This window comes from Picosynechococcus sp. NKBG15041c, from assembly GCF_055380235.1.
In genome coordinates this window covers 1,948,598-1,961,636 of the sequence record NZ_AP040363.1, presented here as the reverse complement: position 1 = coordinate 1,961,636, position 13,039 = coordinate 1,948,598, and the positions used below count along the sequence as shown (strand labels likewise).

Genomic DNA, 13,039 nt, shown 5'->3' with positions numbered 1-13,039 from the left:
AATCTCCTAGAGAATAGATAGAAGAAAACAATGCTTTTCTCCGGCTTGTTTGAATAGTTTTCGAGCAGGACACATAGCTATGTACTATACGAACGAGTTCCGTATAATGTCCCCTCTGTTACTTTTATATGGAAAATTTCTGTATAAACACCACAAACAGCGTGTTATGCAGATAAAATTCCCATGGGAGTAATATATAGATTTAAAAGCTTATTGTGACACTATCTGCACCACCCAGTTTATTAGATGTAGTATGTGAGGTTCGTCTCAAGGCATTACCCCTAGAGTACTGAATTGATTATCCGCGATACGGAGGGTAATGGGAATCAGGCTGCCCCTCCACCACATGCGGTGTAAAGTACCCTCAAAAGTTATCTAGAAGCAACTCAGCAAGTGAATCAACAGGATTTTGGGGAATATGCTTGTGTCTATCTACCCTCGGAGAAACAGCCATAGTTCGATGGCGACAGTCAGTTCATTTTAGCTAGAACCCATCAAGGGCGATCACTGAAAAACTCTCCAAGCTTATTACACTGATTACAGTTTCAATGAGTATTGGGTGTTTAATTTATGCTTGACTTTACCCAAGATATCCTCTCCCTCACCGAGTTGAAGCGTAACACCAGCAAAAGATAGGAATCCCTCATTCTGTTTGATCCCAACAAAACAGACAGGTTAAAAGTGAAAATTTCCACTGTCCCCAAAGCCATTCCCCTTGCTTGGCGAGACTAACACCTGTCCAGCAAAGTCATTCACGCATTTCTTATAAAAAAATTGCCTCCAATCATTGGATAACGATTAGAGGCAAAAAACAGGTTTATGCAGGATTAACCCCATCAAACCGTTCTGAAATTAGCGAAGTTCAATCAAGCATTCATCAAGGATTAATACTTATAGCTATCACCTTTGAAGGGGCCATTCATAGGCACATGGATGTAGTCCGCTTGGGTTTTAGTAAGTTGAGTAATTACGCCGCCAAAACCCTCAACCATATAACGAGCCACTTCCTCGTCCAGATGCTTGGGCAGCACTTCAACGGTAATTTGACGCGTTGCAGGATTTTGGTCCGCAAATTTACGCTCAAACAAGAACATTTGCGCCAAAACTTGGTTAGCAAAGGAACCGTCCATAATCCGTGAAGGGTGACCGGTCGCATTCCCAAGGTTCACCAAACGACCCTCAGCCAAGAGAATCAAAAAGTCTTGGGGATTATCACTGCGATAAACCTTATGGACTTGGGGTTTTACTTCTTCCCACTCCCAGTTTTGACGCATATAAGCGGTGTCAATTTCATTGTCAAAGTGACCAATGTTGCATACCACTGCACTAGGCTTCAGGGCAGCGAGCATATGGGCATCACAAACATTGACGTTGCCAGTCGCTGTCACCAAAAGATCAGTATTTGCCAAAAGATCCTTGTTGACACTCTCCGGGCCATTATTAATGCCGTTGAGGTAGGGAGAAACAACTTCATACCCATCCATGCAAGCCTGCATCGCGCAGATGGGATCTACTTCAGTAACTTTAACGATCATCCCTTCCTGACGGAGGGAGGCAGCGGAACCTTTACCCACATCGCCATAGCCAATTACCAGCGCTTTCTTCCCGGCAAGGAGGTGATCTGTACCGCGTTTAATGGCATCGTTTAAGCTATGGCGACAACCGTACTTGTTATCGTTTTTCGCCTTGGTTACGGAGTCGTTGACGTTAATTGCGGGGATTTTTAATTCACCCTTTTCGAGCATTTCGTAGAGGCGATGGACCCCAGTGGTGGTTTCTTCAGTAACACCATGAATTTTGGTGAGCATTTCGGGGTAAGTTTCATGGATGTAGCCCGTGAGGTCACCGCCATCATCCAAAATCATGTTGGCATCCCATAGTTCACCGGCAGGTGTGCGGCAGGTTTGCTCAATACACCACATGTATTCTTCTTCAGTTTCCCCTTTCCAGGCGAAAACAGGGATTCCAGCTTCTGCGATCGCCGCTGCAGCGTGGTCTTGGGTAGAGAAAATATTACAGGATGACCAACGGACTTCTGCGCCCAGTTCAACCAGGGTTTCGATCAGCACAGCGGTCTGGATGGTCATGTGAATACAGCCGATGATCTTCGCGCCAGCAAGGGGCTTGTCCGCACTGTATTTTTTACGGATGGTCATGAGGGCGGGCATTTCGCCTTCGGCGATCGCAATTTCCTTACGACCCCAACTGGCGAGGCTAATATCAGCGACCTTATAATCACGGGTTAATGTAGAAGTGCTCATAAAATTATGGTCTAGCGAGTGTTCAGAAAAGGTTGATCAACAAATGAGCTGTGGCTGGACGAGGGGATGAGTTGGGCGATCATGCAAATCACTTAAAGTTGTCCAGATATATGCATCCCAAGGTGCAGCAACGCTACAGGTATTTTAGTCTAACCTTAAGCCTATGGGCTCTGCTGGATTTTTCTGCCTGAAATAGAGTCGCCCCGCCCGGAAATGCCCCTTATTTTTCAGGCATTGATGGCGATCGCCCTATTGTTGTTCAACAATATCCAAGACAAAATTAAAATCAGCAACCCTGGGGAGTTTTAGCAAATGTTTGATTGGTTAAACCCGTTATTCGGCAAGAGTGCCAATGGGATCAATGCAAAAGTGGAAATTTATACTTGGCAGACCTGTCCCTACTGTATCGCCGCCAAAATTCTCCTATTCTTCAAGGGCGTACATTTCACAGAATACAAAATTGATGGGGATGAGGTAGCCCGTAACGCCATGGCAGAACGGGCCAAGGGTCAGCGTACTGTCCCCCAAATTTTCATTAACAATGCCCATATCGGTGGCTGCAGCGACCTGTTTGACCTGGATAAAAAAGGTGAACTCAAAACACTCCTACACCAGTGATTACCCGGGCAGAATATCAACGGCACTACTACTGGATGCAACAGGCGATCGCCCTCGCAAAAATCGCCGGAGAGTCGGGGGAAATTCCCGTCAGCGCGATTATTGTCGATGGCCACAATCACCTACTGGCCCAGAGCGGTAATCGCAAAGAAAAAACAAAAGATCCCACCGCCCATGCTGAAATGCTTGCGATTCGGGCCGCCAGCCAGCAGCGCCAAGATTGGCATCTCCAGGACTGTACTCTCTATGTCACCCTCGAGCCCTGCCCAATGTGCGCCGGAGCAATTATCCATTGCCGTCTGAAACAAGTTGTCTACGGAGCTGATGACCCAAAAACTGGAGTTTTGCGGAGTATCACAAATTTTTCTGATGCCACCTTTAGCAATCATTCTTTTTCCGTTATTGGCGGGATTGCCGCTGTCGAGTGCAGTCAACTGCTCCAGAATTGGTTTCGGCACAATCGTCAACCCTGACGCATAATGGAAGGCGAATTTCTTGTTCTCTACGGTTTGAAAGTGCCCATGACCTTAACAAAACAAGCCACTATCACCCCGACACCAACTGCCCTTCCGGGTCAACAGTGCCCCACCGACTCCCGTCCCTGGGGCACATTTACAATCCTGGATGAAGGCCCTGGCTATAAAATCAAACGCATTGAGGTTAAACCGGGCCACCGACTCAGCCTCCAGATGCACCACCACCGCAGCGAACATTGGATTGTTGTCTCTGGCACTGCCCACGTTGAATGTGGAGATGTAACAGAACTCTTAACCCCGAATCAATCTACCTATGTTCCCGCTTGCACTAAGCATCGTCTCCATAACCCTGGGGTTGTCCCCTTAGTCTTGATCGAAGTGCAAAATGGCGAGTATTTGGGAGAAGATGATATTATTCGCTTCCAAGATGACTACTCTCGTCAGTAAGCGTTGCTATCTACCGGCCTGATATTCTGAGACGATGCAAATTACCACCACTGCTGCCCAAGAAATCAAACGTATCCAGCGGAGCCGCCAAAAACCAGATAGCTATCTCCGGATTACTATCCAGCCAGGTGGTTGTCTAGATTACATTTATCAGTTTTCTCTGGAGTCTGAACCTCAGCCAGGCGATCGCCAGCAAAATATCCGCAATATTAATATCCTTACATCTGCCCAAGATGTCGGGCCACTCGAAAACCTCAGTATTGATTATTCTGAAGATTTGATGGGGGGAGGTTTCCGGTTTAAAAATTCTCGCCACACAAAAACTTGCAATTGCGGCCAATCCTTTCAAAGAGAACCTTGACAGTAATCATTCTTTGTCACTAAGATTGTAATTTGTCAATGTTAATGACCTACGTCAATCCATCCGCGTAGGGCAATTGTCCATGCCAACTATTCAACAGCTTATTCGTTCAGAGCGCTTCAAGCTCAAGAAAAAGACGAAGTCTCCCGCACTGAAGCAATGCCCCCAGCGTCGTGGCGTCTGCACCCGTGTCTACACCACTACTCCGAAGAAGCCGAACTCTGCTCTCCGGAAAGTAGCCCGTGTTCGATTGACTTCTGGCTTTGAAGTGACTGCCTATATCCCTGGGATTGGTCACAATCTCCAAGAGCACTCCGTCGTGTTAATCCGTGGCGGCCGTGTGAAAGATTTACCTGGTGTTCGTTATCACATCGTCCGTGGAACCCTTGATGCTACCGGTGTCAAAGACCGTAAGCAGGGCCGTTCTAAGTACGGTGCAAAACGCCCCAAAGAAGCAAAATAAACAAGGCTGAGCTGTTGGCAAGAGTTGCGATCGCCGACCTCCCTTAAACTTCTTAAAATCAACTGAATAAAAGCTTGTCAGGAACCTCCCGAAACTCACGACAAAATCGTGGAGCGTCCCCCTTCTATAATTGCTGCCCCTATTAAAAAAATTGTGTCTAGTTTGACTAGTCACTCCAATTTCTAAGAAAACCCTCTATCTGTAAAGCATAGAAAAGTATGTCTCGTCGCTCAGTTACCAAAAAGCGCGTTGTTCCACCCGATGCCGTGTACAACAACCGCCTCCTTAGTATGACCATCCGCCGCGTTATGAAGAGCGGTAAAAAATCCTTGGCAGCACGGATTGTCTATGATGCCCTTGACATCATCAAAGAAAGAACTGGTAGCGATCCTATCGAAGTCTTTGAGACTGCAATCCGTAACCTCACTCCCCTCGTGGAAGTAAAAGCCCGTCGGGTCGGTGGTGCCACTTACCAGGTACCCATGGAAGTTCGCCAGAACCGTGGTACCGCTCTGGCCCTGCGCTGGTTGATCAACTACTCCCGTCAGCGTTCTGGCAAGAGCATGGCAATCAAGCTGGCCAATGAGCTGATGGATGCAGCGAATGAAACCGGCGGTGCTATTAAGAAGCGGGAAGATACCCACCGGATGGCAGAAGCGAATAAGGCCTTTGCCCACTACCGCTACTAAACTAAATATCTCCCACATACCGATTAGCCGGAGGAGAGAGAAATCATCGATATTGATGGAAACTCTCTCCGGTACTGGACGAAACAAAATGGCAAGACTATAATAGTGAGTCGCCATTGCTAAGAAATATTAAGCAACTGTTTGAGTAGCATCCAAAGAAGCAAGCTCTGAATGATATCTGAGAATGCTCCGCAAAAAGATTCAGTTTGCAGGAGGTCATTGTGCCACGCAGCATCGCCCTAGAACAAGTCCGTAACATTGGCATTGCCGCTCACATCGATGCGGGCAAAACAACGACAACTGAAAGAATTTTGTTTTACTCCGGCATTGTCCACAAGATCGGGGAAGTTCATGATGGCAACGCGGTGACTGACTGGATGGAACAGGAGCGGGAGCGGGGCATCACGATTACAGCAGCCGCCATTAGCACAAGCTGGCGCGACCACAAAATTAATATTATTGACACTCCCGGTCACGTTGATTTCACCATTGAAGTGGAACGCTCGATGCGGGTACTTGATGGCGTAATCGCCGTGTTTTGTTCTGTGGGCGGTGTTCAGCCTCAATCTGAAACCGTTTGGCGTCAAGCAGACCGTTACAAGGTGCCCCGCATTGCTTTTGTGAACAAGATGGATCGCACAGGGGCGAATTTTTACAAGGTTTATGAGCAAATTTGCACGCGCCTAAAAGCAAATGCTGTTGCGATTCAAATCCCCATCGGTGCTGAGGGTGATTTTCAGGGGATTATTGACCTCATCAAAATGAAAGCTAATCTCTACAGAGATGATGTTGGTCAAGACATTGAGGTGACGGAGATTCCCCCTGAGTTGCAGGAAAAAGCGCTTGAATATCGCACTCTCATGGTTGAGGCGATCGCCGAATGGGACGAAACGCTGCTAGAAAAATACCTCGAAGGGGAAGAATTCACTGAAGCAGAAATCATGGCTGCACTGCGCAAAGGAACTGTCAAAGGCGACTTAGTGCCCGTACTCTGCGGCTCGGCTTTTAAGAATAAAGGTGTGCAGCTTCTCCTCGATGCCGTGGTAGATTATCTGCCTTCCCCTCTTGATGTCCCTGCAATCCAGGGAGAGCTTCCTGACGGGACAATTGGCGATCGCCCCGCCGATGACGGAGCCCCCTTTGCGGCTCTTGCCTTTAAAATTGCCTCTGATCCCTACGGCAGACTCAGCTTTATCCGTGTGTATTCCGGTGTAATCGAAAAAGGAAGCTATATCTATAACTCCACAAAAGATAAGAAAGAACGCGTTTCTCGATTGATCGTCCTCAAATCCAATGAGCGTATCGAAGTGGACGAACTGCGCGCCGGAGACCTCGGCGCAATTATTGGTATGCGAGAGACGACCACAGGCGACACTCTCTGTAACGCAGACAAACCGATTATTCTCGAGTCCTTGTTTGTACCAGAGCCTGTGATCTCTGTCGCTGTAGAACCCAAAACCAAGCAAGATATGGAGAAGCTATCCAAAGCCCTCCAATCACTATCCGATGAAGACCCGACCTTCCGTGTCAGTGTTGATCCGGAGACCAACCAAACAGTCATCGCAGGGATGGGAGAGTTGCACCTCGAAATCCTTGTGGACCGTATGCTACGAGAATTTAAAGTCGAAGCAGATGTCGGTCAACCTCAAGTCGCCTACCGGGAGACGATTCGCCAAAAAGCAGATGCCGAAGGCAAATTTATCCGCCAGAGCGGTGGCAAGGGTCAATATGGCCATGTTGTCATCCAGATCGAACCTGGAGATGAAGGCAGTGGCTTTGCGTTTGAATCAAAGATTGTCGGTGGTACGATTCCCCGCGAATACATCCCCTCCATTGAACAGGGGATGAAAGAAGCGTGCGAATCTGGTATTATCGCAGGCTACCCCATGATCGATCTCAAAGCCACCCTGCTTGATGGCTCCTTTCACGACGTTGATTCCTCAGAAATGGCATTTAAAATTGCGGGTTCGATCGCAATTCGTAGTGCCGTTGACCAGGCATCACCTGTGGTGCTAGAACCGATTATGCAGGTTGAGGTTGAAGTACCCGAGGATTTCCTTGGGGACATCATGGGTGACCTCAATGCCCGTCGGGGCAACATCCAAGGCATGAGTTCCGAAGAAGGTATTGCTAAAGTCGCTGCCAAAGTTCCATTGGCAGAGATGTTCGGCTATGCCACGGATATCCGTTCAAAAACCCAAGGACGTGGTATCTTCTCAATGGAGTTCAGCAACTACGATGAAGTGCCTCGCCATGTGGCGGAAGCAATCATCGCAAAAAACAAGGGAACGCACAATTTTCACGATTAAGGAATAACAAAACTCATGGCACGCGCTAAGTTTGAAAGAAACAAAGACCACGCGAATATTGGTACTGTTGGTCACGTTGACCACGGTAAAACTACTTTGACTGCAGCGATCACTATGGCGTTGGCTGCCCAAGGTGGTGCAAAAGCACGGAAGTATGAAGATATCGACGCGGCTCCTGAAGAGAAAGCGCGTGGTATCACCATCAACACTGCCCACGTTGAATACGAAACTGAAAACCGTCACTATGCTCACGTTGACTGCCCTGGTCACGCTGACTATGTGAAAAACATGATCACTGGTGCAGCACAAATGGATGGCGGTATCCTCGTCGTATCTGCGGCTGATGGTCCTATGCCCCAAACCCGTGAGCACATCCTGCTAGCAAAGCAGGTTGGTGTACCTAGCCTTGTGGTTTTCCTCAACAAAGAAGACCAAGTTGATGACCCCGAACTCCTCGAACTCGTTGAACTCGAAGTTCGTGAACTCCTCAGCGAATACGACTTCCCTGGTGACGATATTCCCATCACCACTGGCTCTGCTCTCAAAGCCGTTGAAGCTCTCTCTGCTAACCCCGCCATCAAGCGTGGCGAAAACGAGTGGGTTGACAAAATCCTTGCTCTGATGGACAGCGTTGACGAGTATATGCCTCTGCCCGAGCGTGATGTTGATAAGCCTTTCTTGATGGCTGTTGAGGACGTTTTCTCCATCACTGGTCGTGGTACTGTGGCAACTGGCCGGATTGAGCGTGGCCGCGTCAAAGTGGGTGAAACCATTGAAATCGTCGGGATCAGAGACACCCGCAGCACCACCGTTACAGGTGTTGAAATGTTCCAGAAAGTCCTTGATGAAGGGATGGCTGGGGACAACGTCGGTGTACTCCTCCGTGGTATTCAAAAGGATGACATCGAGCGTGGCATGGTACTGGCTAAGCCCGGTTCTATCACTCCCCACACTAACTTCGAAGCTGAAGTTTATGTTCTCACCAAAGAAGAAGGTGGCCGTCACACTCCCTTCTTCCCCAACTACCGTCCTCAGTTCTACGTTCGTACAACTGACGTAACTGGTACTATCTCTGCATTTACTGCTGATGATGGTTCCGCTGCTGAGATGGTTATGCCTGGCGATCGCATTAAGATGACTGTAGAGCTCATCAACCCCATCGCGATCGAACAGGGGATGCGTTTCGCAATCCGTGAAGGTGGCCGCACCATCGGTGCTGGTACTGTTTCCAAGATTCTGAAGTAATCAGATTTCCCTAAGCAGCAGGGGAGAGAGTCCTTAGGGGCTCCACTCCCCACCGCCACCTAACTTATTTTTTCCATACACCAAAGCTTTTAGTGTTTTGGAAAAGCATTTTAAATTTCTGCACCTTGACAAGTAAAAACAATGGCAACACTGCAACAACAAAAAATCCGGATTCGCTTGAAAGCCTTTGACCGTCGCTTACTCGATACATCCTGTGAAAAAATTGTCGACACGGCAAATCGCACCAATGCAACAGCAATCGGCCCCATCCCCTTGCCCACCAAGCGTAAAATCTATTGTGTTCTCCGTTCTCCCCACGTTGATAAGGACTCCCGCGAACATTTTGAAACTCGCACCCACCGCCGCATTATCGATATTTATCAGCCCTCTTCTAAAACAATCGATGCTCTGATGAAGCTTGATCTCCCTGCTGGTGTTGATATTGAAGTCAAGCTCTAATTTGAACCAACATTACTAAGCTGTTTCATTAACTGTTTTTAATGATTATAGTTGGGGTCTTTTCTGGATAAGTTTTCAGGGAAGACCTTTTTTCTGTTTCCCTCAAGTTTTATAGATCCGCTACAGTATAGAGAGATCGTATTGACCCTGGCCCATGACTTCTTTCTCCGTCGCTGTTCGAGAATTGCCTCTCTTTCCTTTACCGGAATTAGTCCTATTTCCATCGCGGCCCCTACCGCTTCATGTATTTGAGTTTCGTTATCGGATTATGATGAATACGATCCTGGAAAATGATCGCCGTTTTGGGGTGCTCATGGTCAATCCGGTAGACGGCACGATCGCCAATGTGGGCTGTTGCGCAGAAATTGTTCATTGTGAAAAATTACCCGATGGCCGAATGAAAATGCTCACCATCGGTCAGCAGCGCTTTCGAGTTTTAGATTACGTGCGAGAAAAACCCTATCGGGTCGGTTTAGTTGAATGGATTGAAGATGACTTAACCACGGGAAATTTGTCTTCCCTGGCAGTAGATGCCAAACAGGTTCTGATGGATGTTGTTGGTCTATCGGCAAAATTAGCTGGACAGGAGCTTGAGTTGCCGGAAGAATTGCCCGATTTACCACGAGAGTTATCTTTTTGGATTGCGGGCAGTTTGTATGGTGTTGCGGAAGAACAACAGGCTCTTTTAGAGTTGCGGGATACCCAGGAACGACTACGGCGTGAAGTGGACATTCTCACTTCTACCCGTAACCATTTGGCTGCTAGAACGGCTCTAAAAGATGTTTTCCAAGGCTAATCCCCAAAAGATTCAGAATAATACCGTGTAAAAACACGCATTGACACAACCGATGGCTGACTGGTCAAAGGCAGATTTAGAAGGGGCGATCGCCAATTTTTCCGACATTCAAACGGAGATCAATTACCAGCATGCCCAGGAAATTGTGCGCCATGTGCTGCAACACCTCGACCTGACCCAAACTGAACAGCAGGGCCTAGAAGAGGAGATTGATCAACTTTCTCAGATGCTAGATAAGCTAGAACGGACTCGCCTCCAAATTGCGGTGTTCGGTCTGGTGGGACGTGGTAAGTCATCTATTTTAAACGCTCTTTTGGGGGAAGAAATTTTTCAGACAGGAGCGATCCACGGCGTCACAACAGATATCCACCAGGTACCTTGGACGTTACAAACAGAGGCGATCGCCAACAGTGAGATCCAGCGGGCGACTTTTTTTCAACAGGGCCAAGGCTGTTTGGAGTTGATTGATACCCCAGGCATCGATGAAGTCAATGGAGAGACCAGGGAGCAGTTGGCTAAACTGGTGGCCAAGCAGATGGATTTATTACTGTTTGTGGTCGCAGGGGATATGTCGCGGGTAGAATTTGACGCCCTCTCCCAGTTGCGAGACGTGGGGAAACCAATGATCTTGGTGTTTAATAAAGTCGATCAATATCCCCAAGCTGACCGGGAGCTGATTTATCAAACCATTTGCGATCGCCGGGTGAAAGAACTGCTTTCCCCCGATGAAATTGTGATGGTTTCTGCCGCGCCCCTCGTCACGAAAATAATTACTGATGCCGCCGGACAACGCCAGTTAATCCGAGAACGGGGGCCAGCAAACATCGGCGGACTGAAGCTCAAAATTCTTGAAATTCTTGACCGGGAAGGGAAAGCCCTCCTTGCCCTTAACTCGATGCTATTCGTTGATCAGCTGCAAAATCAATTGGCCCAACGAAAACTTCTGCTCCGGGCCGAGGCCGCTACCCGTCTTATTGAACAGGCGATGGTCACCAAAGCCGTGGCAGTGGCCCTGAACCCTGTGACAGTGGTGGATGTGTTTAGTGGCGCAGTCGTAGATGTGGCACTGATTATTCGCTTAGCCCAGTGGTACGGTTTGCCCCTCAAGCACCAGGAGGCGATCGCCCTACTCCAAAAAATTGTTTTGAGTATGGGGGGCGTTAGCCTTGGTGAATTACTCGCGCACCTCGGCCTGAGTTCTCTGAAAACGCTGTTGGGGGTCAGCTTGCCCCTGGCCGGAGGCCTATCGGCTCTCCCCTATTTGTCTGTGGCTGTTACCCAGGGGGCGATCGCCGGATTAACTACCCAAATTATCGGCAAGAGCACCCAGGCTTATCTGGCCAATGGGGGGTCTTGGGGGGACAGTGACCCGAAAGTCGTCGTCCAAAATATCATTGACTCCCTAGACCAGGACTCGATTTTGCATCGTTTGCGCCAGGAGCTAACTGCGAAATTGCAGCCCCAATAGCGCAGCCTAAAAAATCACCGCTAACATAATTGCATCGATACATAATTTCCTCGTAGAAAATGACGAGCCAACCCCTCCCGCACCATTACACCGTCCAGGCCAAGGCCACTGCTGTTAGCAATGTCACCCTAGAAAGTGCGGGCCTGCCACCATTGGAGTCAGCGCCCCCCGTAGAATTTGGCGGCCCAGAAGGATATTGGTCACCCGAGACGCTCTTGATTGCGGCGATCGCCGATTGTTTTATTCTCAGCTTTCGGGGAACAGCCCGGGCCTCTCATTTCATCTGGGAGTCTTTGCATTGCTCTGTGGTAGGAACCTTAGCAAAAGCAGACCACCTGACCCAATTTACCCATTATCAAATCACAGCGACCCTCACAATCCCGCCAGACAGTGACCCGGCCAGGGGCGATCGCCTCCTTCACAAGGCAGAAAGCGGCTGTCTGGTCACCAATTCCCTGTTAGGCACTGTTTCTTTAGAGACAAGCATCCAAGTCAGTTAAATTTGGGCGATCGCCGTCAGGATTTGCTGGGAAATAAAGGGGAGAATGGCGCGATTTGTTGCATTGGCTTCCCCTTCCATGAAGACGACCAAGAGGTATGGCTGCAGGTCTGGCACTTCGATGTAGGCAGCATCATGGCGTGCACGGCTAGTCCAGCCCGCCTTTGACCACAATTGGCTGTCCCCTGGCAGTGCTTCCCCAAGGAAGCCGGTGACCTGATTTTCCTCATCAAATTCTTGGAGATCGACCGGATTAAGGGAGCGGCTTAGTAAACGAATCATCCCTTGGCAGCGGTCTCGGGAAACCGCTACACCGCCCATAATGCTGTGAAATAACCGGGCGATCGCATTGGTGGTGAGCATATTGCGATTTTCATAATTCGGCCCCAAAAACTGCCGTTCACGACCATAGGGGCCGTTACCCCAGGGTTTTTGATTCACATTGATAGGAGCCAGCTCTTCCCAGCCGAGGGACTGGTAGTAGCGGTTGATAATATTTCGCTGATGGCTCCAGGTTTGTAGGGGCTCTGGGGGCAGCTCGGGGCCGCTGGTCGTCCCCGTAAGGCTATCGACGATGTAGCTGGTGGCATCGTTGCTCGATTCAACAATCATGTCTTGGATCGCCCGTTGCAGCTCAGCGCTGTCTTGGAGCATCTGCCCTTCGAGCCATTCCTGAATCGCCACTAGATAAAACAATTTCACGATGCTGGCGGGATAAAGGCGTTGGTCGCCACGGTATTGAAAACCCCGCACCGGATGTTGCCAAAAAGCTTCGGGGGAAAGGGCACCATCGGTATTGACCACCACCGGATCATCGTAGACCAACCAGGTGAGAGCAATTTGCTCCGGACTAAGACTGGGAAATTGTCGCCAGGTGGCTTGTAAAACTTGTTGTCCTAGGGCCGTGAGGCGATCGCAACTTTGATAGAAGGGCACGTTCTTTCTTTG

General features: G+C 48.9%; 14 protein-coding genes. 12 read left to right on the top strand and 2 right to left on the bottom strand.

The window, feature by feature from the left end:
• Positions 1–884 precede the first annotated feature (884 nt).
• Complete coding sequence (ahcY, locus tag ACZ45B_RS09420; protein ID WP_024546577.1) at positions 885–2,261, bottom strand: adenosylhomocysteinase; 1,377 nt, start codon at positions 2,259–2,261, stop codon at positions 885–887.
• Between the two features lie 312 nt (positions 2,262–2,573).
• Between ahcY and grxC the strand changes: the two genes are divergently transcribed.
• The 12 genes from grxC to ACZ45B_RS09360 all read left to right on the top strand — a co-directional run bounded on the left by grxC (position 2,574) and on the right by ACZ45B_RS09360 (position 12,092).
• Positions 2,574–2,879, top strand: coding sequence for a glutaredoxin 3 (gene grxC, locus ACZ45B_RS09415; protein ID WP_024546578.1), 306 nt, complete (start codon positions 2,574–2,576; stop codon positions 2,877–2,879).
• Positions 2,876–3,352: a tRNA adenosine(34) deaminase TadA gene (gene tadA, locus ACZ45B_RS09410; RefSeq protein WP_464674860.1), complete on the top strand. Its 477-nt coding sequence runs from the start codon at positions 2,876–2,878 to the stop codon at positions 3,350–3,352. Before grxC ends, tadA begins: the two co-directional genes overlap by 4 nt.
• Positions 3,353–3,358: 6 nt before the next feature.
• Entirely contained in the window at positions 3,359–3,802 is a 444-nt protein-coding gene (locus ACZ45B_RS09405) for a phosphomannose isomerase type II C-terminal cupin domain (protein WP_464674859.1), read from the top strand.
• A 34-nt stretch (positions 3,803–3,836) separates the two neighbouring features.
• Complete coding sequence (locus ACZ45B_RS09400) at positions 3,837–4,163, top strand: HesB/IscA family protein (RefSeq protein ID WP_024546580.1); 327 nt, start codon at positions 3,837–3,839, stop codon at positions 4,161–4,163.
• 82 nt (positions 4,164–4,245) lie between these two features.
• Positions 4,246–4,626 (top strand): 30S ribosomal protein S12, encoded by a 381-nt coding sequence (rpsL, locus tag ACZ45B_RS09395; protein WP_024546581.1) that lies wholly within the window; start codon positions 4,246–4,248, stop codon positions 4,624–4,626.
• Positions 4,627–4,844: 218 nt separating this feature from the next.
• A complete protein-coding gene (gene rpsG / locus ACZ45B_RS09390; protein WP_024546582.1) occupies positions 4,845–5,315 on the top strand; it encodes a 30S ribosomal protein S7 in 471 nt (156 codons plus the stop codon).
• A 221-nt stretch (positions 5,316–5,536) separates the two neighbouring features.
• Positions 5,537–7,624, top strand: a complete 2,088-nt coding sequence (gene fusA, locus ACZ45B_RS09385) for an elongation factor G (RefSeq protein ID WP_024546583.1) — start codon at positions 5,537–5,539, stop codon at positions 7,622–7,624.
• A gap of 15 nt (positions 7,625–7,639) precedes the next feature.
• On the top strand, positions 7,640–8,869 hold the full coding sequence (gene tuf / locus ACZ45B_RS09380; protein ID WP_024546584.1) for an elongation factor Tu: 1,230 nt from the start codon (positions 7,640–7,642) through the stop codon (positions 8,867–8,869).
• 141 nt (positions 8,870–9,010) lie between these two features.
• The gene (gene rpsJ / locus ACZ45B_RS09375; RefSeq protein WP_002800099.1) at positions 9,011–9,328 is read left to right on the top strand and encodes a 30S ribosomal protein S10; all 318 of its coding nucleotides are present in this window, start codon (positions 9,011–9,013) and stop codon (positions 9,326–9,328) included.
• A 154-nt stretch (positions 9,329–9,482) separates the two neighbouring features.
• The gene (locus ACZ45B_RS09370) at positions 9,483–10,124 is read left to right on the top strand and encodes an LON peptidase substrate-binding domain-containing protein (protein WP_024546585.1); all 642 of its coding nucleotides are present in this window, start codon (positions 9,483–9,485) and stop codon (positions 10,122–10,124) included.
• A 52-nt stretch (positions 10,125–10,176) separates the two neighbouring features.
• Positions 10,177–11,592 (top strand): GTP-binding protein, encoded by a 1,416-nt coding sequence (locus ACZ45B_RS09365; protein ID WP_029681939.1) that lies wholly within the window; start codon positions 10,177–10,179, stop codon positions 11,590–11,592.
• A gap of 59 nt (positions 11,593–11,651) precedes the next feature.
• The gene (locus tag ACZ45B_RS09360) at positions 11,652–12,092 is read left to right on the top strand and encodes an OsmC family protein (RefSeq protein ID WP_024546587.1); all 441 of its coding nucleotides are present in this window, start codon (positions 11,652–11,654) and stop codon (positions 12,090–12,092) included.
• On the opposite strand, the gene ACZ45B_RS09355 is transcribed toward ACZ45B_RS09360, so the two are convergent.
• A complete protein-coding gene (locus ACZ45B_RS09355; protein WP_024546588.1) occupies positions 12,089–13,027 on the bottom strand; it encodes a serine hydrolase in 939 nt (312 codons plus the stop codon). The two genes, ACZ45B_RS09360 and ACZ45B_RS09355, sit on opposite strands and share 4 nt — an antisense overlap.
• Positions 13,028–13,039: the final 12 nt, after the last annotated feature.